Here is a 22,407-nt window from a genome sequence, read left to right as displayed (position 1 = left end):
AAAATCGCTTTCTTGAGCGTCAATCCAAGGAACTTGCTGCCCGCATTGTTCCTGCTCACATACCCGTCGGCCACTCTGCTTATCCACGGCGCAGGCAGTGCATTATCGATTGCAGCAGCGGTCATTTGTCTGGGCTTGCTCATTGCGCCGGAAGCCTGGACCGGTCTGCGACCGCTACAGTGGGACCGTTTCGATACCGTGTTTTGTATCAGCACGGCCTGCCCGGTTGCCGCGGTGCTGATCGGAGGTGTCTGGCATGGCGCGTTGGTAACCAGCACGCTGGATTCACCTTCTCGCTTCTTTTTCGCAGCGCCTCTGTTCCTCGTGTTGCGCCGAACCTCGCCGAGCACGCTGGCATGGAGCGACCTGTCGTTTGCGCTGGCCGCGCTGGTGTCACTCGGTATTCTGCTGATCGTTCCGCGGGATTGGGGCTTTGGACGGCTCAGCAGCAGTTTCCTGAATCCGATCCACTTCGGGGACATCGCGCTCGCCATGGGCGCGCTATCTGTACTGTCTCTGAACTGGTGGCGCAAAGACGGGCTTCCCGTGCGCGCGGTCAAGGTCGCCGGCTTTCTCGCGGGGCTGGCCGCTTCGATGATTACCGGCTCGCGGGGTGGCTGGGTCGCAATTCCTATAGTGGCGATCATGGTGGTTTATTTGCGCAGCCGCGCCAAATCGCGCAAGTGGAAAGTGCTGTTTCCGTTTGCAATCGCGGTGCTGCTGGCAAGCGTATATGGCGTTTCGCCTATGGTGCGGGACCGTGTCGACGATGTCTCTTCAGATCTCGTGAAGTACACGCACGGAAACAAGGACACGCCGCTTGGCATCCGGCTGCAGCTTTACGAGGCGTCAATACGCATTGTCAGGAGTCATCCGTTACTTGGTCTGGGTGGCGATGGCTTTCGCAACAGCATGCAGTCGTTTGCGGATGCAGGCCTGCTCACGCCAGCGGCCGCGCAGTTGGGGCGAGGTGAGGTTCACAACCAGTTGTTCGCTTACATGACCGACTACGGGATTGTCGGCGGTCTCGCGGTGCTGGCAATCTACATTGTGCCCGGCGCGATTTTGTGGCGGCGCTTGACCACGCCGGTCGAACCTGCCAGGCGTGCGGCGCTGATGGGGCTGACGTTTATCGTGTGTTTCCTGATCTTCGGATTGAGCGTCGAAACCTTCGATCTGAAAATGACAGTATCGTTTTACGCCACGGTCGTTGGCATCCTTGCCGCGTGCTGCGTTTATGCGGACAGGAAGTACGGCAGTTGCGACGGCGGTGCGGCTCGCTCAGCGCGCGATTCCATCCAATGAGATTCCCGATTACCTCATGTTCAGTATTCTGATTCCGAGCTGGAACAACCTGCCGTATCTGAAGTTGTGTATCGACAGCCTGTGCCGTCATTCCGCGTTCGACCACGAAATCATCGTGCACGTTAATGAGGGCAGCGACGGCACCCTTGAATGGGTTCGCTCCCAAGGCATTCGCCACACGTGGAGCAAGGGCAACGTCGGCGTCTGTCTCGCACTGAATGACGTGGCGCGGCTTGCCACCCGCGACTGGATATTGTTTCTCAACGACGACATGTTCTGCACGCCAGGCTGGGACATTGCTCTGGCGGCGAGCCTGCGCTCGCTCGGCCATTCGTCGGCGTATCTGTCTTCTACGCTGATCGAGCCGACCGATACCGGCAACGCGAACGTGACAGCGGCAGACTTTGGCACGGGGCCCGAGAACTTCAATGAAGCGGGTCTGCTCGAATACGCCGCCGGCATGAAGTCGGGCGATCGCGACGGCGTCGCCTTGCAGCCCATGCTCATCAGTCGTCAGTTGTGGCACACGGTAGGCGGCTACAGCATCGAGTTCGGGCCGGGCATGAGCAGCGACGACGACTTCCTGATGAAGCTGTGGCTCGTCGGTTGCCGCGTGTTCCGCTCAGTCGGCGCAAGCCGTATCTATCACTTCGGCTGCAAATCCACTGGCCGTATCCGGCGCAATGCCGGCAGCCGGGAATTTTTGATGAAATGGGGTATTTCGCAGCGCGATTTTACGCGTGCCTATATTCGGCAGACGGCCGGCGCGGCCTCCGCGGGGCTCCCGAATGTCCCGCGTGCGCCGCTCAAGAGCCGCTTAAAACGCGTGCTCTACGCGCTTGGCCGCTACCCATTGGAGGATCTCGGCAGTTGGGAGCCCGATCTTCCGACCAAGCTCACGCTTCAGAAGCCGTTCGACGCAACACATGAAGACACGGCCGGTCGCAACTGAGCGGTAAAACGCCTGACGTAACCGATCCCAGGGCGCGCCCATCATTACGGAATTCCTTTTCGATGTTTTCAATCATCATCCCGACCTGGAACAACCTGCCTTACCTGCGCCTCGTGATCGAGAGCCTGCGGCGTCATTCGACGCACGAGCATCAGATCATCGTGCACGTCAACGACGGCTCGGACGGCACTTTGGCGTGGGTGCGCGAGGAGGGGATCGAGCACACGGCGTCGCCGGGCAACATCGGCATCTGCCACGCGGTGAACATTGCGGCGGCGCGCGCCACGCGCGACTACATCGTCTATATGAACGACGACATGTACTGCTGCCCCGGCTGGGACGACGCGCTGGTGAAACGCCTGGCGCAGATGCCCGCCGACAATCTGTTCATGCTGTCCGGCACCATGATTGAACCGGTCGATTCGGGCAATCCGTGCGTGGTCGTGCAGAACTTCGGCCGCGACGCCGAGACGTTCCGCCGCGACGAACTGGTGGCCGCGACGCCGCGGCTCGTGCGCGCGGACTGGCGCGGCGCGACCTGGCCGCCCACGCTTGTGCATCGCGACTGGTGGCACAAGGTCGGTGGGTACAGCAGCGAACTCAGCCCCGGTATGAGCAGCGACAACGATTTTTCGATGAAGCTCTGGGACGCCGGCTGCCGCGTTTTCCTGGGCGTTGGCGACAGCCTCGTTTATCACTTCCAGCAGAAGAGCACCGGCAAGATCGTCAAGAACGATGGCCGCCGCCAGTTCCTGAACAAGTGGGGCATGACGCAGGCCACCTTCGACCGCTACTACTTGCGGCGCGGCACGGCGGTGGTGGGCGCGCCGGCTGTGAGCGAGCCCGAGCGCACCGGAGCTTTACGGCGCGCGCTGCTGAAGTCGCGTATCAAGCGCGTCTTCGGCTGATACCTTTGAACGATTGCGGCGCGGCGCGGCGCGCAGCGCGCCGCGCATCACACGCCGCCTGTAACGAGCGGCAGCACAGTCAGGTCCGGATGCGTCCCGTCGACGATGCTGCGGCCCACGTGCACGGCCTCGTAAAGCGCGTCGTCCATGCTGGCGAAGCTTTCTTCGCCGTCCGCGTGAAACGGCACTGCGTGTCCGGGAATAGACGGATCGGCGCCCGGATGACAAACGTAGCCCACGTACGTGTAGCGGTTGTTTGCCGTATTCGGCGGCGCGTTCGGCATGTCGGCTTCGCCCGGTGCATTTTTCAGCATGGGCGCCACGTGAATCTCAAAGCCCTCGTACTCGACCATCTGCCAGGCTGTGGTTGCGTTGGCCATAGCCGCCTCCGTCTTCGTCGCGCATATCAGAAAGTCTAGGCGATTTCGTCGCGAAGCGCGTTCGTTGACGCCTCCTGCAAAACCACTAAGGTTTCACCGCGCCGGGTTGCGGCGTTGCTCGCGGCATGGGCATTCTTTCCTCGAGCCCGGGCGCGCATCGGCCAATCGGCCACTGCGCTCGCCCGACGGACGCCGTCATATAGAATGACGCGCTTTGCCCGTCAGACACCTCGCCTATGTGGTTCAAAAACCTACAGCTTCACCGCCTTCCCGCGCCGTGGTCCATCACCCCCGAACAGATGCAGAAGTGGCTCGCGCCGCACGCGTTCGCGCCCGGCAACAGCGTCGAGATGCAAAGCCACGGCTGGGCGTCGCCGCGCGATAACGATTCGCTCGTGTATGCGCTCAACGGCCAGATGCTGCTGACGTTTCGCGCCGAAAAGAAATTGCTGCCTGCTTCGGTCGTCACCCAGGTGACAAAGGCGCGTGCTGCCGAACTGGAAGAGCAGCAGGGCTTCAAGCCCGGCCGCAAACAGATGCGCGAACTGAAGGAGCAGGTCACCGACGAACTGCTGCCCCGCGCTTTCAGTATTCGCCGCGACACGCGTGTGTGGGTCGATTGCCGCAATGGCTGGCTCGTGATCGACGCAGCGTCGCAGGCAGTCGCCGACGAAGTGCGCGGCCTGCTGGTGAAGTCGATCGATCAGTTGCCGCTTGGCACGGTGCGCGTCGCGCAGTCGCCGGTTGCGGCGATGACCGAATGGTTGCTTTCCGGCGAGGGTCCGCCCGGATTCACCGTCGACCAGGACACGGAATTGCGCTCGCCAACAGAAGGCAACGCGACGGTCCGTTATGTCGGACATACGTTGGATGCGGAAGATATGCGCCGCCATATCGAGGCCGGCAAGCAATGCATGCGCCTCGCGATGACGTGGAAGGACCGCGTGTCGTTCGTGCTGACGCCTTCGCTGACGATCAAACGCATCGCGCCGCTCGACGTGCTGAAGGAAGCGGGCGACCCGACCGCGCAGAACGACGACGAACGCTTCGACTCGGACGTTACGTTGATGACAGCTGAACTCGACAGCATGCTCGGCGATCTGCTCGATGCGTTGGGCGGCGAAGAGGGCGAGCGAATGCTGCAGGCGGCGGCTTCAAGCGCCGGTTGAGGCCGAGCGTCGCATGAGGAAAACGGGCGGCGCGCGAGTGTGCCCAACTTCCGCTTCTCTGCGAAAACGGCCAGCATGTCAATGAGTTGCGGCGATTGCGGGATAGTTGTCCACAGGCTTCTGAACAGATTCTGTGGGTAACTTCCCTCCGCCGCGTTGCTCGCCCCCGCACACCTCTTGTCACCACGCGAGAGCGAGACCGCCATCTTCGCAAAACGCCAGGTCGGCTACTTCATTGCCGCCATGGCCTGCTCGATCTCTTCCTTGCTCAGATCGCGCTTATGTGTCGCCAGTGACCAGCTATGGCCGAACGGGTCTTTCAACTGGCCGTAGCGGTCGCCCCAGAACATGTCGGAGACGGGCAGCTTGACCGTCGCGCCCGCATCCACCGCCTGCTGAAAACTGGCGTCGACATCTTCAACGTAATGGTGAATCGTTACCGGCGTGCCTTGCAGATGGTTGGGGCCGAAACACTGGTGCTCGGGCCATTCGTCGGTGAGCATCAGCATCGAATCGCCAATTTTCAGGCACGCGTGCATCACTTTCCCGCCCGGCCCGGGCAGGCGGAACTGCTCGACGGCGTTGAAGGCTTTCGTATAGAAGGCGATGGCGTCCGCGGCGTTCGCGCAGACCAGATACGGTGTGAGCGAGTGCATCCCGTCCGGGATCGGTTTGACAGCGGGGCTGGTCATGACGGCGGCTCCTTGAAGTAACAGGTTCGTGGATTGAAAGTCCAACTGGTTCAGCCAGGACTTCAACGTTACGACGCGCAGCCTGGTCCCGGATCGACACTCCGTAAAAAATATTTCGAGTACGCACGTGCGCGTTGATCGGCGCATGGCGCGTGCGTGCCACGCTCTTCCAGGTTTTACCGGTCGCGCTCAGCCCGCCGGGCTATCTTCGTCGGCAGGTGCAGGTGCAGGTGCAGGTGCAGGTGCAGCAGGTGCGGCGGGCGCCGCCGCGGAGCCAGGCGAGGGCGCCGCCGCGCCGGTCGGCGCGCCGAGCACGCTGATCTGGAACGTGGGCGTGCCGGCGAGCGATTGCAGCGTCGCGTCCTCGGGGATGTGCTCGAAGAGCGGCAGAATGACCGAGCCGCCGATCACCGCGCGCCGGCTGTTGTCGGCCGGGCGCAGTCCCCAGACGTCCTGATACACCACCGGCACCGCGACGCCGTTGCGAGTCGTATTGCCGATGTAAAGCATCACATGCCCGCCGATATAGATCAGCGTGCGCAGCGGCGCGCCATGCTGCGCCAGATAGTCGAGCCGTTGCGCGGGCGTCGACGCGGACAGGTCGATCATGCGCCCGGCGCTCATCTGCGTGGACGAATGGCGCGGCAGCCACACGCCGAATACCGCGAAGATGCTTTGCAGTTCGGACGAGCAGTCGTTGTACAGGCCACTGTTGCCCCAGCCGTAAGGCCGGCCGATCAGCGCTTTCATCAGCGTCGCCAGATGCCGGGGCGTGGCGGCGAGCGGCATTGGCGCGATTTGCGTGTCGTCGAGCTCTGCGATGCGGATCAGCGCCTCGCCTTCCGCGTCGCGCGCGGGCAGGAGGACTGTGCGCGGCGCGGGCGGCACCGTCGGTGCCGTCGGCGCGCCGGCCGCATCGATTTGCGGCTCATTGCCGTTTGCGCTGGCGCCAAGTGCAGGCGCGGGCGGCGGCGCGGGCCTGGGCGCAACAAGCGTCCTGGCGCTTTTCGCCGCATTGCCCGGCGGCCCCGCCACCAACGGCAGCAGCGTGCCTGCGGGCGCCCGAAAACGGAACACTCCGCGGCTGTCGCGCACTGGCGTGAAAGCGCCGATCACCGCGCCTAGCGAGTTCGCGCTCGCGGCGCGCCACGTATCGACGAAACGCTCGCTCGCCATGCCGACGCCATCGCTGCGCACCCAGCCTTGCACATCGGGCGTCTGCACGTAATGCCACGCGCCGTCGACGCTCGTGCCCAGCACATACAGCGGCGTGCCCGGCCGCACGGCGGAGATCTGCAGATTGTCGAACGGATAGCCTTCGCCGGCGAGACGGTGATCGTAGAACGAAGGGTCGGTGGTCGGCAGCTCGCGCACCATCAGATTGGTCGTCGCAATTGCGCGCCGCGCGGGCTGATAGACCGGCGCCTCGGTGAATTGCGCGACGTTCATGTTCCGCGCGATGGCGTCGATCCACGCCTTGTCGTGCGCGCGAAAGTTCTCGCCATAACCAATGGCCGCGCCGCTCTTGCCGGTATTGTCGAAGCGGGCAATGCGGCGTTGCTGCAACGCGGTGATATCCGCGCCTTGCTGACGATACACACGCATCGTCACATACGTGGAATTCCACGGCGACGGCGCGCTCGTCCCTGTGCCGAAGTAGCGTGCGTAGAGCGCCTGGAAATGCGCCTGCTGCTCGGCAGGGCTCAGGAACGGCGTGTCGTAGCCAGGACTGTCCGGCTCGAGCCAGTGATCGACATTCTGATCGTAAGCGCCGAGCGGAAAGAGCGTGACGGTGTCGATGGGAGCGCGCGCTTCGTGCGTCTGCGATGGATTGCTGCAAGCGGCAAGAGCCGCGAGCGACGCCAGCGCCACGGACGACGCGACGCCGCGCCACCCGCCCGCCAGCGCATGAGAGCTGCGGGAAAAGCGGACAGAAGAGACGACGCAGACAACGCGGGCATTGCGAGTAACGCGCATAACGCGGGCAATGCGAGTGAGGCAGGCAACAGGTGCAGAATAAAAAGCGCGCACAACGCGGAAAGGGACGGCTAAAGGCATGAGTTCGGCAAAGAGAGTCCAAGGCCACGATGATACGGCGTTGCGCGTTCCATTACACTTGAACACTTGATGGCGAGGCCAACGATGCCTCCAACGCCTCCGACGCTTTTCACAATATCTGGAGCACGACATGCAAACAAGCGCACGCAATCAATTCGCCGGCGAAGTAGTTCAGCTCACGCACGGCGCCGTCAACGACGAAGTCACGCTGCGCACGGCCGAAGGCCTCGACATCGTCGCCATCATCACGCATGGCAGCGCCAGCACGCTCGGGCTCGCCGCGGGCAAGCGTGCCTTCGCGCTGGTGAAGGCCTCGTCGATCATCGTGATGGTCGATGTCGCGAAGAACCAGGTGTCGGCGCGCAACTGCATCGCGGGCACAGTGAGCGCAGTGACGAAAGGCGCGGTGAACTCCGAAGTGACAATCAGCGCGGGCAGCGCGCAGATCGCCGCCATCGTGACGAACGAGAGCGTGGAGCGGCTCGGCCTCGCGGCGGGCAAAGCGGCGACCGCGATCTTCAAGGCATCGAGCGTGATCGTCGGCGTAGAGTCGTAATGGCCGTATTCCAGTGATCGGGAGGGCTGCCTGCTTTATGCTGGACGGCCCGTCGTATCGTTTTTCGCTTTCATCACGGACCCTTTATGTTCGAAGTCTCCTCCGCCTCGCATTTGCCCAAAGCCGCGCACTACGAAGAACTTGTCGCGCAGGCGCGCGCGCTCCTCGCCGACGAAACAGACTGGATCGCCAACGCCGCGAACTTCTCATCGTTCGTTTTTCATTCGCTGAGCGACCTGAACTGGGCCGGCTTTTACTTCCACGATGGCCGCGAACTGGTGGTCGGACCTTTCCAGGGCAAGCCGGCGTGCGTGCGCATTGCGCTCGGCAAAGGCGTGTGCGGCACTGCCGCGCAAATGCGGAAGACGCAGATCGTGCGCGACGTTCACGCGTTTCCCGGCCATATCGCGTGCGATTCGGCCTCGCAATCGGAAATCGTCGTGCCCCTCGTGGCGCCTGACGGCACGCTGATCGGCGTATGGGATGTCGATAGCCCGGTTCTCGCGCGCTTCGACGAAGAAGACGCGAAGGGCATGGAAGCGCTGTGCGCGGTGTTCATCGAAGCGGCATTACCGCGCGCGTCCTGAACACTGCGCACGACCTGCCGGTTCCACTGGGACTTCAGCCCGGAGCAAGCGGCGTTACTGAGCTTCACTCGCGCCCCAGCTGCACGAACCGCTCGAGGTGATGATCCTCATCCCCTAGCTGATGATCGATCATCACCAGCCGCTTTGCATAATGAGCAAGCGGCAGCTCCCACGTCATGCCGATTCCGCCGTGCAGCTGAATGCATTCCTCTGCGACGAGCGCGCCGATCCTGCCGATGCTGTACTTCGCCGCCGACACCGCACGCTCGCGCGACTTGCGCGCGGCGCCCAACGCTGCTGCCGCATTGATCACCGCCGAGCGCGCCTGCTCGATCTCCAGCAACATGTCGGCCATTCTATGCTGCAGCGCCTGAAAGCTGCCGAGCGCCACGCCGAACTGCTTGCGCGTGCGCAGGTAGTCGAGCGTGTAGTCCTTCGCAATGTCCATCGCGCCAACCGCTTCCGAACACAGCGCGAGCACGCCGCATGCAATCGCGTATTCGAGCGTCGCGAAACCCGCGCCTTGCGCACCGAGCAGCGCATCGTCGCGGAGCGTGACGTCTTGCAACGTGACTTCGGCGGCGCGGCCGCCATCGATCTTCGGATAGCCGCGCACGCTCACGCCCGCCGCGTCGCGCGGCACGAGAAAGAGGCTCACGCCTTGTTCGGAATCGTCGGCACCTTCTGTGCGCGCCGATACGAGAAAGAGGGCAGCGTGCTCGCCGTGCTGAACCACCGCTTTGGCGCCGTTCAATTGCCATGCATTGCCGTTGCGCTGCGCGCGCGTCGTTACGCGGGCCAACTCGTAGTGGCCGTCGGCTTCGCCATGCGCGAGCGCGGCAATGCGCGAGCCGTCGATCAATTCGCCAAGCCATGCCCGTTGCGCGTCATTGCCGCTTCGGGCAATCGCCTGGCCGACCATTAGCGTATCGAGAAACGGCTCGACCACGAGCCCGCGCCCGAGGCTCTCGAACACCACCGCGATATCGAAACCGCCGCCGCCGAAGCCGCCGCTCGCTTCATCGAACAGGGCGCCGATAATGCCCAGCTCTGCGAAACGATTCCACATCTCGTGGCTAAAGCCGAGGGGCGAACGGGCGATCTGATCCCGCGCCGCGAAACCATACTGTTCGCTGATGAATCGGTTCAGCGTATCGGCGAGCATCCGCCGGTCTTCGGTGTGCTGGAAATTCATGACGTGCGTCTCCTCTTACAGTCCGAGGATCATTTTGGAAATGATGTTCTTCTGGATCTCATTGGACCCGCCGAAGATCGACAGCTTGCGATTGTTGAAGTATTGCGAAGCGGCGCTCGCCGCTTCTTCTGGACCAACGGGCACGCCTTGATAACCCTCGCGCAACGCTTCTTCGATGAACGGCTGCGCGTACGCTCCCATCGCGCGCCGCGTGAGCGACGAAATCTCCTGGCGAATCTCCGTGCCGCGAATCTTCAGCATCGAACTTTCGGCGCCTGGTACGCCGCCGCCCGCCACGGCCGCGATCACACGCAGGTTAGTGGTCTTCATGTTCTCCAGATCGATCTCGACACGCGCCATGCGCGCCGCGAACGACGGATCTTCCGCAAGCGGCCGGCCATTGCGCCGCTGTTTCGCGGCGATCCCGCGCAGCCGGTTGAAGGCCGCCACGGAAAAACCGACGCCCGCGATATTCGTGCGCTCATACGTGAGCAGATACTTGGCGTAAGTCCAGCCCTTGTTTTCCTCGCCGACCAGATTCGCAGCGGGCACGCGCACGTCGGTGAAAAACACTTCGTTGACCTCATGTTCGCCATCGAGCGTGATGATCGGCCTCACCTCCACGCCCGGTGTTTGCATGTCGATCAGCAGGAAGCTGATGCCTTCCTGCTTGCGCACGTCGGTAGCGGTGCGCACCAGGCAGAAAATCATGTTCGCGTAGTGGCCGAGCGTGGTCCACGTCTTCTGTCCGTTGACGATGTAGTGCTCGCCGTGTGCATCGACGCCGCGCACGGCCGTGGTTTTCACGGACGCGAGGTCGGACCCCGCGCCGGGCTCCGAGTAGCCCTGGCACCACCAATCAGAACCGTCGAGAATACGCGGCAACCAGTGGCGTTTCTGCGCATCGCTGCCGTACTTGATCAGCACCGGTCCGAGCATATTGACGCCGAACGGCACCACGCGTGGCGCGCCCGCCAGCGCGCATTCGTTTTCGAAGATGAATTTCTGCACCGGGCTCCATCCCGGTCCGCCATATTCGTTCGGCCAGTGATTCGCGAGCCAGCCGCGCTCGTTGAGAATCGCGTGCCACTCGGCCATGTCATCACGCGTGAGGCGCTGTCCGCCCTGCACCTTGTCGGCGAGACGCTGCGGAAGCCGGTCTCGCAGAAACGCGAGCACCTCGGCGCGAAAGGCTTCTTCTTCGGGCGTGAAATTCAGGTCCATCGCAGTTCCTTTGTGGATGTCCAACGATTGCACCGACGCGTGCTGACGAGCTGCGCGCGTCAAACCGTCTGATTGAGGCTTGCGAAATCCGCGCCACGCTCGACGAGTTCGACGAGCAGAGGCGACGGCTTCCAGAACAGCGGGTCTTCCTTCGCGAACTCGCGAATGTCCGCAAGAATGCGCGGCAAGCCGATCATGTCCGCGTATTTCATCGGACCGCCGCGATAGCGCGGGAAACCGTAGCCATACAAAAACGTGACGTCCACGTCCAGCGGGCGCAGTGCGATCCGTTCATGCACCACGTTCGCGCCCTCGTTGATCATCGCGGCCATATAGCGGCGGATGATGTCCTCGTCGGTGAACTTGCGCGGCGTGATGCCGGCGCGTGCCCGCTCGGCGTCGATGATCGCCTCGACTTCCGGGTCCGGCTGGCCGCTGCGCGATCCTTCGGGGTACCGATAGAATCCACGGCCCGTTTTCTGACCGAACCAGCCGCGCTCGCACAGACGGTCCGCAATCTGTACATAGCGTGCCGCCGGATTGCGCGTTGCGGCGCGCCGTTTGCGGGCCGCCCAGCCGATGTCGCCGCCCGCGAGGTCCACCACCTGGAACGGCCCCATCGGGAAACCGAACGCGCGCACGGCGGCGTCTATCTGATAGGGCGACGCGCCGTCTTCCATCATCGCGTCCGCCGCACTGCGATACACCGCGAGTATGCGATTGCCGATAAAGCCGTCGCACACGCCCGCGCGCACCGGCGTCTTGCGCAGCTTCTTCGCGAGCTCGAACGCGGTCGCGACCACGTCGGCGCTGACCGCTTTGGGCACGACCACTTCGAGCAGCTTCATGATGTTGGCCGGCGAGAAGAAGTGCAGACCGATCACGTCGGCGGGCCGCGAAATGCTGTCGGCAATCGCGTCGATGTCCAGATACGAAGTATTGGTCGCTAGCACGGCGCCCGCTTTGCAGACACGGTCGAGTTCGGCGAATACGGCCTGTTTGACCGCGAGGTCTTCGAACACGGCCTCGATCACTAGGTCGGCGTTCGCCAGTGCTTCATATGACGCACTGCCGCTCCAGCGCGCCATCAGTTCCACCTTCTTCGCGGCGCTCATGCGGCCCTTCGCGATCAGGCCGTCGTAGACTTTCTCGATGTGCGCGCGGCCCCGCGCTAGCGAGGCCTCGTCGCGCTCGATCATGGTCACCGGCAGGCCCGCGTCGAGCACGGCGACCGCAATGCCGGCGCCCATCGTACCGCCGCCCACTACGCCGATGGTATCAAGAGCACGCGGTCTGGCAGCGCGCGTCTCGGGCGCTTTGAGCACTTCGCGCTCCGCAAAGAACGCGTGAATCAGGCCGGCGCGTTGCGGACTGTCGATACATTGCAGAAAGAGTTGACGCTCGAGCCGCAAGCCTTGTTCGAATGGCTGCGTGATCGCGGCCTCGACTGCGTCGACGATCTTGAGCGGCGAAAAGAGACCGCGCGATTTCTTCTCTGTCTCCGCGCGCGCTGCCGCAACTGCCACGAGGCTCGCGGCGCGATCGCTCAATGCGGTTGCGTCGCGCGTGCGGCGCACCGTTGCATGGCTCGCCAGCAGTTCGTGCACGTAGGCGAGGCCTTCGGCAAGAATGTCGTCGCTGGCGCCTAGCCGGTCGACGAGTCCGGACGCGAGCGCTTCCTTCGCGCTCGCATGGCGGCCGCTCAGCATCAGATCGAGCGCTGCCTGCGCGCCGATCAGGCGCGGCGTGCGCTGCGTGCCGCCCGCGCCAGGCAGCAGGCCCAGTTGAACTTCGGGCAAGCCGAGCTTCGCGCCTTCCACGGCAATCCGGTAATGCGCCGCGAGCGCCACTTCAAGACCGCCGCCGAGCGCCGCGCCGTGAAGCGCCGCGACAACCGGCTTCGTGCACGCCTCGATGCGATTGCACACGTCGGGCAGCGAGGGCGGCACCGGCGGCTTGCCGAACTCGCGGATGTCCGCACCGGCGATAAAATTGCGGCCCGCGCCGATGAGCAGCACCGCTTCGACCGAGGCGTCGCTGTCCGCAGCTTCGATGGCGGCGAGCAGGCCGCGCCGCACGTCGGCGGAAAGCGCGTTGACGGGCGCATGGTCGATCGTCACGAGCAGCACCTTGCCGCGCAATTCGCGCGTCACGACGTCGGATGAAGGGGTAGGGGTCATGCGGTCGTCTCCTGGCTGATTGTCGGGCGCGCCGACGGCACGAGGGCGCATGCCACGCCGATACCGCTTCGCGCGAATGGTCCGATTGTGGAGCGGTCAAGGTTCATTGACAATCACATGAACCGTTGACAGACTGTCAAAACAACTTTGACAAAGGCCGGTTTGTGGACGTCAATTCGCTAACCCTGCTGGTGGAAATACTCGACGCCGGCAACCTGAGCGAGGCGGCGCGGCGCCTGAAGATGAGCCGCGCGAACGTGAGCTATCACCTGAACCAGCTGGAGCGCTCGGTGGGCCTGCAACTGGTTCGGCGCACCACGCGCCGCGTGGAGCCCACGGAGATCGGCCTGCAACTGTATGAACACGGCCGCGCGATCCAGAACGCGCTGCTGGCCGCACGCGAATCAGTCACGACGCTCGGGCAAAGCCTGCAAGGGCGCGTGCGTCTGAGCGTGCCGAGCGGTTACGGGCAACTCGTGATGTCGGAGTGGCTGATCGAATTCAAGCGTCGCTATCCCGGCATCGTGCTCGACGTGCTGTTCGAAAATCGTGTGGAAGACCTCATGCGCGACGAAGTGGACATCGCCGTGCGCGTCATGTCCGAGCCGCCGCAAAATCTCGTTGCGCGCGACATGGGCTCGGTGCGGTACGTTGCCTGTGCTTCGCGTTCTTTCGCCGAAACCCACGGCATGCCGATGCAACTCGACGATCTGCGCACTGCGCCGTTGATCACGGCCGCAGTGGTGGGCCGGCAATTGCGCGTAGCCGCGTATCTGCGCGACGAGCGCCACGAGGTGCTGCTCGAACCGACCATCATCTCCGAGAACTTTCTGTTCTTGCGGCAAGCTGTGCTGGCGGGGCTCGGCGTCGGCATCGTGCCGGACTATGTGGTGCACGAGGATCTGAAACGAGGCGACGTGGTGACGACGCTCGACGAATGGCGCCTCAGCATCTTCGGCACCAATATGTACATGCTGTACATGCCGAACCGCCATCACACGCGGGCAGCGGCCACCTTCATCGAATTCATTCTGGAACAGGCGCGCGCGAGCGGAAGAGGCGGCGTCGCCTGAAGCGCGCCTTGCGGGTTAAAGACAATTGCGCCGCCGCGCGCTTGCCCCCACCATGCTGTGAAAAAAGAGCGCGCACGCGCCGCCCGGCAGCACGTCGAAACGTTAGGGGAGACCAGAATGAAGTGGACAGTCGCATTGCTTGTCGCGTTCGCCGCGGTTGCAAGTGCCGTTGCGGCGCTGCTGATCGCGCGCCTGCCGACTGAGCAGGCCATTCGTTTTGCGGGCTATGCAGTGACAGCCGCGCTTGCGGCGCTGATCAGTTTTGTGGTTCGAAGGCGCAACACTCGCGCGCAGAAGGGGAAGCGTGCCGGGTAGACGGTGCCAGCAGACGGTGCCAGGAGAGGTGTCAGGAGAGGTGCCAGCAAGCCCTCGCTGCAGGCCGCGCCGTGCATGCTACGATGCTTCGCTCATTGCGCAGCACGCCGGAGAATCAGATGCGCCCAGACACTGCCGACCGTTTCGATAAAGAATTCGCGCCTCGCATTGCCGAGGCCATCGCTGCATGCTTCGCCACGACCGTGCATACTGAAGTGCTGCCGTACGGCGGTCCTGGTCGCCCCACGCGGCTGCGCGTTCATGCAGCGCCGCTCGAGCATATCGCTCAATACGCGCATCCGCTCAATCTGTATCTGACGTGGGACAGCGACGAGATCGAGCGACTCATGAAAGACGAAGGGCAGGCGCGCTTTGCCCGCTATCTCACCGCGCTGCCTCGCAAGCTCGCGGCATGGCGTTACGCGCGCGAACTGGATTTTTCGTCGCACACGCAAGCCGAGCCCGAGGCACTCATCGGCGGGCTCGACTTCGAGTCGTGAGCCCGCCGCGTCACTTCGCTACCTGTTCTGCACCGACTACTAGTCCAGCTTGAATTGCGTGACCGCGCCGGCGAGGCTCACCGCCTGCGTTTGTAATGCGGCCGCGGCCGCCGTGGACTGTTCGACGAGTGCCGCGTTCTGCTGCACCATTTCGTCGAGTTGGCTGACCGCGCGGTTCACTTCCTGAATGCCGCGCGTCTGCTCGTTAGCGGCTTGCGTGATCTCCGAGATGATCGTGGTCACGTTCGCGACGTTGCTGACGATCTCCGTCATCGTTTCGCCGGCCTGGCGCACCTGGCTGGAGCCCGACGTGACGCTTGCGACGGTGGCTTCGATCAGCGCCTTGATTTCCTTCGCCGCCTGCGCGCTGCGCTGCGCGAGGCTGCGCACTTCGCCGGCCACGACCGCGAAGCCGCGGCCCTGTTCGCCGGCGCGTGCGGCTTCCACCGCGGCGTTCAACGCGAGAATATTGGTCTGGAAAGCAATGCCGTCGATCACGCCGATGATGTCCGAGACCTTCACCGACGCGTGCTGGATCTCGGCCATCGTCGTAATTACTTCGGAAATTACCGCGCCACCGCGCGAAGCGACTTGCGACGCAGACACCGCCGTCGTGTCGGCCTGCTTCGCGGCACTCGCCGATTGCGTAACGGTCGAGGTGATTTCTTCCATCGACGCAGCGGTCTCCTGCAGGCTCGCCGCAGCCGACTCCGTGCGGCCCGACAGATCGACGTTGCCCGCGGCGATTTCATTCGAGGCAATGCGCACCGACTCGCTTGCATCGCGAATCTGACGCATCACGTGGCTTAGTTTGTCGATAAAGGTATTGAACGAACGCGCGATCTGCGCAACTTCGTCGTTGCCGACTGCGGGCAGGCGTTGCGTCAGGTCGCCTTCGCCGGAACCGATATCGTCCATTGCATCGCGCACTTTTGACAGACGCTGGAACGACACCGCAGTGACGGCCGCGACGATTGCCGCCGCAATACCGGCGATCACGACCAGCGCGATGACCGAGGCGGTCAGCAGCGAGCGCATGCCGGCAGTCGCTTCGGCTTTGTCGAGCGCGACGATCAGGTACCAGTCGGTGCCTGCAATCGGTTGCGCGCGCAACAGCTTGGCGCTGCCGCTCACGCTCATCTGCACCGGGCGCTCCGCGCGAATAAGTGTCGCGAGCTTGTCGCCCGCGAGACCGGGCACGAGATCGGACGCCGGCTTCAAAGTGAGTTTCGCATCGGGATGCGCGACGATCTGACCGCTTGCATCGATCAGCATGCCGAAGCTCGCGGGCGTCGGATGGATCGACTTCACGTTCGCGATCACGCTGTCCATCGCGACGTCCCCGGAAACCACGCCCTTGACGGCGCCGTCGCGCACCACGGGCGCGGCGAACGCCACCACCAGCTTGCCCGTGCCGACGTCGACGTAAGGCGGTGTTGCCACCGGCTTGCCTGCCGCCGCAGCCTGCTTGTACCAGGGACGTCCGGTCGGATCGTAGTCGGCGGGAATGCCTGTCGGGTCTGAAAACTTTGCCGTTTTGTCCGCGTAGCCGACATAGACGTTGGTGAACCTGCCGGCGGCGGCAATCTGCTTGAGCGCAGGCGATGGGTCCGGTTGCAACACTGCGTCCTGCAGCGAGTTGATCATCTGGCTGTTGACGGCGACCCAGTCGCTGATGCCGGCCGCGTGGCCGCTTTCGACGGCGGTCAGGCTGCTGTCGATGGCGTCGGCGTTATACGAGTTGGCGACGACATAGTTGAGGACGGCATTCGTTGCCAGTGCAACGACAACGATGGCGACGCACAGCGCAACGATCCGCGCGCGAATGGAGGAAAACATGATGGGAGTCTTTCGGCTGAGCAATGAGTCGTGGTCGATGAGGCGGCTGCCTCATACGCGGTATACGGCTTGCACGCGTAAAGACTTGAGCAGGCGTTGACCGGTGTTTACGCGTAGCGTGCCGAACCCGGGGTTTTCTGCCATACATCTGATGATTAGTCGGTGATCTGATGATTAGTCGGTGCGAAAAAGTCAGCCCGCTGGTCAAAAAAAACGGCCGCAGCGTTTTACCGCAGCGGCCGTTCGAGCCTGTTCCATTCAGTGCGCGATCACGCGCCCAGTGCGGGATCGCTCATGCTGCTCTTGCCTGTCTCGACGTGGCCTGCAAAACGGCGCGTGAACAGCGGGTCTGTGTCGACGGTAATCGCGAGGTCGTACCAGCCGTGCGCATTGCGAAGATCGAGATACAGTTCATCCGTATCGCCGCCGCGCACCACACGTTTGATTGCATGCTTCGGGTCGTATGCATTGACGATGGTGAACTTGCAATGCGCGCTGCCCACGTTTTCAAGGCGCAATTGCAGATTGCCGTTCGCGACGTCGTAACCTTCGATCACTTCGGGGCGCGCAATGTCCGAGCCGTCCCACCAGCTACGCGCAACCGGGCGGCCCGTGAAGCGGCGCAGGAATCCGTTCGGACCATGCACGGTGAAATCGTAGCTGCCGTCCACGTTCAGCGGGAACTGGTCCTGCAAGCGCTTGCCGGGTTCCACGGTGTAGGTGCGCGGCGCCTCGAGGCTATTTGCGCGGTACACCTGAAATACCGCGCCCGCGCTGCCCGTATTGACGAAGCGCATGGTCAGCGTTTTCTCCGCGCCTTCGCCGTGCACACGCACGAAGAATTCATATGGCAGCGCGCGAGCGGGGCGCACGCCCGGCTCCTGCCGCGGAACGGCCTGAATCGCCGGCGGCAGCGGCACGTAATCCGGATGACGGTTCTGATCCGCCGGCACATAGCCGCTCGTGGCCGGCAAAGTCGGGAACGCATCGTTCGGATTGCTGAAGTTGAACGCCGACGTCAGATCGCCGCACACGGCGCGACGCCACGGCGAGATATTCGACCCGGTGAGATTGTGCTGCTCGCCAAAGCGCTGTTCGATGAAGCGGATTACCGACGTATGGTCGAACACCTGCGAGCACACATAGCCGCCTTTGGACCACGGCGAGACGACGATCATAGGCACGCGCGGACCGAGGCCGTAAGGTGCGGCAACATTCTTCGCATCGCCCGGATAGATTTCGTTGACGGTGTCCACGGTCGAAAGACCGTTCGCGCCCGAGGTCGGCGCACAGGGCGGTACCATGTGATCGAAGAAGCCGTCGTTCTCGTCGTAATTGATAAGGAGTACCGTCTTGCTCCATACATCGGGATTCGACGTCAGGATCTGCAAGACCTGGTCGATGTACCACGCGCCATAATTGGCTGGCCAGTTCGGGTGCTCGGAGTAGGCTTCCGGTGCGACGATCCACGAGACTTGCGGCAGCGCGTTGTTCTGCACGTCGCGCTTGAGTATGTCGAAATAGCCGTCGCCCTTCAATGCATTCGTGCCGGTGCGTGCGTTGTCGTACAGCGGGTTACCCGGCTGCGCGTTGCGGTACTGGTTGAAGTAGAGCAGCGAGTTGTCGCCGTAATTGCCGATGTACGCGTTCTGCGTCCAGCCCCACGAGCCGTTTGCATCGAGACCAGTGCCGACGTCCTGATAGATCTTCCATGTTATGCCGGCGTTTTGCAGCACTTCCGGGTATGTGGACCAGCCATAGCCGAGTTCCGAATTGTCGATCACCGGACCGCCGCCTGTGCCGTCGTTACCCACGCCGCCCGCCCACATGTAGTAGCGGTTCGGGTCAGTGGGACCCATCAGCGAGCAGTGGTACGCGTCGCAGATCGTGAATGCGTCCGCGAGTTGATAGTGAAACGGAATATCCTCGCGCGTGAGGTAGGCCATGGTCGTCGCGCTTTTGGCGGGCACCCATTGATCGTAGCGGCCGCCGTTCCATGCCGCATGCGTGGTGTTCCAGTCGTGTGCGAGATCTTGCAGGAATTGCAGGCCGAGGTTCGGGGCGCTGGGGCGGAACGGCAGCACATAGCCGAGATCGGCGGCGAGCGGCTGATACCACACCGGCTTGCCGTTCGGCAGATTGACCGCACGCGTGTCGCCGAAACCGCGCACGCCGCGCAGCGTGCCGAAGTAGTGGTCGAACGAGCGGTTTTCCTGCATCAGCACGACGATGTGCTCGACGTCACGGATCGTGCCGGTTTTGCTGTTGGCCGGAATGGCGAGTGCATTGCGGATGCCGGCCGGCAGCATGCTGAGCGCGGTGAACGAGCCTGCCGCCTGCGCGGCCGAGCGGAGAAAATCGCGGCGATTCTTTGAGGTCATGGTATGAGCCTTCGTGTCTTCGGTGGGAACGCTTCACGCCGCGCGCAAGCGTGAGCCGCGCGCCGCGTGAAGTGCGGGACTCAATCAACGGTATGGATAACGGGTGTGGCGAGCGGCGTCGACGCGGCGGCGGACAATGCCGGGTCGGCGCTTGATGCGGGTAGTGCGGGACTTTGAATCGTGACGGCGGCAGGCGAGGGCAATACCGAAGGCGCGGAAGACGGATTGGCCGACAGCACTGCGGCGTTGCTGTTGCTGCTGGCGCCGTTGCCGGAGGAATCAGCCGCGCTCGTGTCTGGGGCCCTGGCGTCGTCGTTGCCGCATGCGCTGATCAGCGGGCAAAGCGGCAGCGCCACGAACGCAATTGCCAAACGTTTGGCGTGCAAGGCAATGCAGGGCTTCCACACAAAGAACATGGCGATGTCTCCGGCACGGGGAACGCGCGGGCATCGGCATGCCCAGGTCAGCGGTGCGAAAAGAATATCCGCTTACCTGTGTAAGTTTTGTGAAGTATTGGAAATTTGAGGATTTGATGATTATTGTGGAATCGCGGCTTATAAATGCCGCGACACGAACGCTGCAATCACGTCGTTGAGTCGGTCCGGGGCATCGCGATGCGGCGAGTGCCCACACGCGTCGAGTTTGGCGAGCCGCGCATGCGGCACGTACTCGGGAATAGTGTCGATCTGCGCCATCGTGCCGTAGTTGTCGTCGTGGCCTTGCACGGCGAGCAGCGGTTTGTCGATCGACGCGAGTTGCTGCGCAATCGACCATTGCCGGAATGCCGGATTCAACCAGATATCGTTCCAGCCGTAGAAAGCCGAGTCGACGTCCGCGTGATAGCGCGCGAGCTTGCTGCGCAGGTCGGTGGTTTCATAAAGCAGCCTTGTTTGCGCAATGCTTTGCACGGACAGGTCTTCGACGAACAGATGCGGTGCGATGGCAACCGCGCCGGCGAGCGAGTCAGGAGATAGCGCCGCGTAGAGCAGCGCAATGGAGCCGCCGTCGCTATGGCCGATCACCCACATGCGCCGGCGTTCATGCATGTCGACGCCCAGCGCGTCGAGCAACGCGGGCAGAACATCGCGCGCCTGGTCCGTCATGAAATGCAACGGCCATCTGACATGATGCTCGCGCGGCGTCGACCATCCGTAACCCGGCCGCGAATACACGAGCCCGCGCATGCCGAGACGCTCGCACAGGGTTTGCGGCCAGTCGCGCCACATTGCTACCGAGCCGAGTCCTTCATGCAGAAAGACCGCGATCGGCGCATCGCCCGCTGCACGGTTGAGCCAACGATATTCGATGCGCAACGGTCCATGCGACGCGCCAGCAGGCAAGTCGGCAAACTGGGTGGCCGGCGTCTCGAGGACGGGGTTCTGCATGTATCACCTTATGATAGTTCGCGCAGTTTGAAGCGTTGAATTTTACCGGTGGCGGTTTTCGGCAGGTCGTCGACGAACACGATATCGCGCGGATATTTATGCGGCGCGAGCCGGTCCTTCACGAAGGCCTTCAATTCGTCCGCCAGTATGTCAGACCCTGCAAACTCGCGCTTCAATACGACGAACGCACGCGTCTTGACGAGGCCGCCGTGATCGACGCCGACTACCGCCGCTTCCAGCACTGCATCGTGCTGCACCAGCACCATCTCCACTTCGACCGGCGACACATATTGGCCGCTGACTTTCAACATGTCGTCGCTGCGGCCCGCATAAACGTAGCAGCCGTTCGGCAGACGGCAGTACTTGTCGCCGCTGCGAATCCACTCGCCGAGAAACGTGGCGCGCGACTTCTCCCGGTTGCACCAGTACATCAGCGCCGCGCTGGGTCCTTTGATATACAGGTCGCCGACCTCGCCGTCGTCGACCACATGGCCGCTCTCGTCGCGCAGCTCGACTTCGTAGCCTGGCACAGGGCGTCCCGTCGTGCCATATTCGACCGCGCCCGCGCGATTGGACAGAAAAATGTGGAGCATTTCCGTCGAGCCGATGCCGTCGAGAATTTCGCAGCCGAAGTGGTTCGTAAAGCGCTCGCCGATTTCGCGCGGCAACGCTTCGCCAGCCGACGTGCAAACGCGTATGGCGACCTCTTCGCGCGCGGGCAGATTCGGGGATACGAGCATGCTTGCATAGAGGGTCGGCACGCCGTAGAAAACAGTCGGCCGGTGGCGCGTGAGGCGGGCAAACACGGCTTCGGCGGTGGGGCGCTCCGCCATTAGCACTGCCGTGGCGCCTACCGACAGTGGAAAGGTCAGCGCGTTGCCGAGACCGTATGCGAAGAACAGCTTGGCCGCGGAAAACACCACATCGCTTTCGACGATGCCAAGCACCGGCTTTGCATACAGCTCCGCGGTCCAGTAGAGATTCGCGTGCGTGTGCACAGTGCCTTTCGGTTTGCCGGTCGAGCCCGACGAATACAGCCAGAAGGCGATGTCGTCGCAACCGGTTGCGGCGGGCTTCGCGGCAGGCGCAGCAGCGTCGACCAGATCTTCGAATACGGGCGCCGCGAGCGGCTTGTTTTCAGGCGCTGCTGACGCGCGTGTGGAAACGATCAGCTGGCAGCCGTCGTGTTCGGCTGACTCCATCGCCTGCGTGACATTTGCGGCGAGCGCGCTCGACGCGATCACCGCGCGGGCGTGACTGTGCGTGAGCATATACACATAGTCCGCGGGCGTGAGCAGTGTGTTCGCCACCACCGGCACCACGCCTGCGTAGAGTGCGCCAAGAAAAGCGATCGGCAACGCGACGCTGTCCAGCATCACCAGCAGCACCCGCTCTTCGGCATGCACGCCCAGACCGCGCAATGCGGTCGCGAAGCGCCGCGCGCGTTCTTCCAGCTCGCCGTAGCTTGTAGTGCCGCCGTCGTCGATATACGCGGTCCTGGAGGCGCGCGACGCGTTCAACGCAAACAGATGAGCCGCGAAGTTGAAGCGCGCGGGCGGCGGCTCGGCCGTCACAGCGGGCTGGCTTGCAGCCGGTTCGAACAGGGCTTCCATATGTCTCCTCCATCTGGTGGGGGCGGTCCGGCTGTTATGTGCTCATGATCCGCTGAATGCTTGCGTGCGCTGCTGCCTTACGGGTGCTTGCCACG

Annotated in this window: 20 protein-coding genes; 9 read left to right on the top strand and 11 right to left on the bottom strand. The window is 63.2% G+C overall.

The window, feature by feature from the left end; genetic code table 11:
* The first annotated feature begins 45 nt into the window (after positions 1–45).
* From A3AC_RS0110970 to A3AC_RS0110960, 3 genes are all read left to right on the top strand, one after another.
* Positions 46–1,305: an O-antigen ligase family protein gene (locus A3AC_RS0110970; protein WP_232231927.1), complete on the top strand. Its 1,260-nt coding sequence runs from the start codon at positions 46–48 to the stop codon at positions 1,303–1,305.
* Between the two features lie 16 nt (positions 1,306–1,321).
* Positions 1,322–2,257 carry a glycosyltransferase family 2 protein gene (locus tag A3AC_RS0110965; RefSeq protein WP_025598869.1) on the top strand — a complete coding sequence of 312 codons (936 nt, stop codon included), beginning with the start codon at positions 1,322–1,324 and terminating at the stop codon, positions 2,255–2,257.
* Positions 2,258–2,319: 62 nt separating this feature from the next.
* Positions 2,320–3,165 (top strand): glycosyltransferase family 2 protein, encoded by an 846-nt coding sequence (locus tag A3AC_RS0110960; RefSeq protein ID WP_025598868.1) that lies wholly within the window; start codon positions 2,320–2,322, stop codon positions 3,163–3,165.
* Between the two features lie 47 nt (positions 3,166–3,212).
* Here A3AC_RS0110960 and A3AC_RS0110955 read toward each other — a convergent pair whose 3' ends face one another.
* Complete coding sequence (locus A3AC_RS0110955) at positions 3,213–3,545, bottom strand: hypothetical protein (protein ID WP_025598867.1); 333 nt, start codon at positions 3,543–3,545, stop codon at positions 3,213–3,215.
* Positions 3,546–3,781: 236 nt separating this feature from the next.
* Between A3AC_RS0110955 and A3AC_RS0110950 the strand changes: the two genes are divergently transcribed.
* Positions 3,782–4,714: a recombination-associated protein RdgC gene (locus A3AC_RS0110950; RefSeq protein WP_025598866.1), complete on the top strand. Its 933-nt coding sequence runs from the start codon at positions 3,782–3,784 to the stop codon at positions 4,712–4,714.
* A 227-nt stretch (positions 4,715–4,941) separates the two neighbouring features.
* On the opposite strand, the gene A3AC_RS0110945 is transcribed toward A3AC_RS0110950, so the two are convergent.
* Positions 4,942–5,406 (bottom strand): VOC family protein, encoded by a 465-nt coding sequence (locus tag A3AC_RS0110945; protein WP_025598865.1) that lies wholly within the window; start codon positions 5,404–5,406, stop codon positions 4,942–4,944.
* 189 nt (positions 5,407–5,595) lie between these two features.
* Positions 5,596–7,383 carry an SH3 domain-containing C40 family peptidase gene (locus tag A3AC_RS0110940; protein ID WP_084515433.1) on the bottom strand — a complete coding sequence of 596 codons (1,788 nt, stop codon included), beginning with the start codon at positions 7,381–7,383 and terminating at the stop codon, positions 5,596–5,598.
* A gap of 211 nt (positions 7,384–7,594) precedes the next feature.
* On the opposite strand from A3AC_RS0110940, the gene A3AC_RS0110935 reads away from it, so the two are divergent.
* Together A3AC_RS0110935 and A3AC_RS0110930 are read left to right on the top strand one after the other, a co-directional pair.
* Positions 7,595–8,020: a TOBE domain-containing protein gene (locus tag A3AC_RS0110935; protein ID WP_025598863.1), complete on the top strand. Its 426-nt coding sequence runs from the start codon at positions 7,595–7,597 to the stop codon at positions 8,018–8,020.
* An 86-nt stretch (positions 8,021–8,106) separates the two neighbouring features.
* A complete protein-coding gene (locus tag A3AC_RS0110930; protein WP_025598862.1) occupies positions 8,107–8,607 on the top strand; it encodes a GAF domain-containing protein in 501 nt (166 codons plus the stop codon).
* A gap of 64 nt (positions 8,608–8,671) precedes the next feature.
* On the opposite strand, the gene A3AC_RS0110925 is transcribed toward A3AC_RS0110930, so the two are convergent.
* The 3 genes from A3AC_RS0110925 to A3AC_RS0110915 are packed head-to-tail and all read right to left on the bottom strand — an operon-like array spanning position 8,672 to position 13,206.
* A complete protein-coding gene (locus A3AC_RS0110925; RefSeq protein WP_025598861.1) occupies positions 8,672–9,802 on the bottom strand; it encodes an acyl-CoA dehydrogenase family protein in 1,131 nt (376 codons plus the stop codon).
* Between the two features lie 15 nt (positions 9,803–9,817).
* Positions 9,818–11,026 (bottom strand): acyl-CoA dehydrogenase family protein, encoded by a 1,209-nt coding sequence (locus A3AC_RS0110920; protein ID WP_025598860.1) that lies wholly within the window; start codon positions 11,024–11,026, stop codon positions 9,818–9,820.
* Positions 11,027–11,085: 59 nt separating this feature from the next.
* Positions 11,086–13,206 carry a 3-hydroxyacyl-CoA dehydrogenase NAD-binding domain-containing protein gene (locus A3AC_RS0110915; RefSeq protein ID WP_025598859.1) on the bottom strand — a complete coding sequence of 707 codons (2,121 nt, stop codon included), beginning with the start codon at positions 13,204–13,206 and terminating at the stop codon, positions 11,086–11,088.
* A 164-nt stretch (positions 13,207–13,370) separates the two neighbouring features.
* Here A3AC_RS0110915 and A3AC_RS0110910 point away from each other — a divergent pair, with 164 nt between their 5' ends.
* The 3 genes from A3AC_RS0110910 (at position 13,371) to A3AC_RS0110900 (ending at position 15,094) form a co-directional block, all read left to right on the top strand.
* A complete protein-coding gene (locus A3AC_RS0110910; protein ID WP_025598858.1) occupies positions 13,371–14,279 on the top strand; it encodes a LysR family transcriptional regulator in 909 nt (302 codons plus the stop codon).
* Between the two features lie 117 nt (positions 14,280–14,396).
* A complete protein-coding gene (locus tag A3AC_RS0110905) occupies positions 14,397–14,594 on the top strand; it encodes a hypothetical protein (RefSeq protein ID WP_025598856.1) in 198 nt (65 codons plus the stop codon).
* A 119-nt stretch (positions 14,595–14,713) separates the two neighbouring features.
* The gene (locus A3AC_RS0110900) at positions 14,714–15,094 is read left to right on the top strand and encodes a DUF5594 family protein (RefSeq protein ID WP_025598855.1); all 381 of its coding nucleotides are present in this window, start codon (positions 14,714–14,716) and stop codon (positions 15,092–15,094) included.
* A gap of 39 nt (positions 15,095–15,133) precedes the next feature.
* Here A3AC_RS0110900 and A3AC_RS0110895 read toward each other — a convergent pair whose 3' ends face one another.
* The 5 genes from A3AC_RS0110895 to A3AC_RS0110875 form a co-directional block, all read right to left on the bottom strand.
* Complete coding sequence (locus A3AC_RS0110895) at positions 15,134–16,933, bottom strand: methyl-accepting chemotaxis protein (RefSeq protein ID WP_025598854.1); 1,800 nt, start codon at positions 16,931–16,933, stop codon at positions 15,134–15,136.
* Positions 16,934–17,202: 269 nt separating this feature from the next.
* The gene (locus tag A3AC_RS0110890; RefSeq protein ID WP_025598853.1) at positions 17,203–19,314 is read right to left on the bottom strand and encodes a phosphocholine-specific phospholipase C; all 2,112 of its coding nucleotides are present in this window, start codon (positions 19,312–19,314) and stop codon (positions 17,203–17,205) included.
* Positions 19,315–19,394: 80 nt separating this feature from the next.
* Positions 19,395–19,730 (bottom strand): hypothetical protein, encoded by a 336-nt coding sequence (locus A3AC_RS30975; protein WP_025598851.1) that lies wholly within the window; start codon positions 19,728–19,730, stop codon positions 19,395–19,397.
* Positions 19,731–19,868: 138 nt separating this feature from the next.
* Positions 19,869–20,699 carry an alpha/beta fold hydrolase gene (locus A3AC_RS0110880; RefSeq protein ID WP_025598850.1) on the bottom strand — a complete coding sequence of 277 codons (831 nt, stop codon included), beginning with the start codon at positions 20,697–20,699 and terminating at the stop codon, positions 19,869–19,871.
* 8 nt (positions 20,700–20,707) lie between these two features.
* Positions 20,708–22,312 (bottom strand): benzoate-CoA ligase family protein, encoded by a 1,605-nt coding sequence (locus A3AC_RS0110875; RefSeq protein WP_025598849.1) that lies wholly within the window; start codon positions 22,310–22,312, stop codon positions 20,708–20,710.
* Positions 22,313–22,407 lie beyond the last annotated feature (95 nt).

It is taken from the genome of Burkholderia sp. WSM2230 (assembly GCF_000472445.1).
Lineage (GTDB): Bacteria > Pseudomonadota > Gammaproteobacteria > Burkholderiales > Burkholderiaceae > Paraburkholderia.
This window is presented reverse-complemented; position numbering and strand designations above follow the sequence as displayed.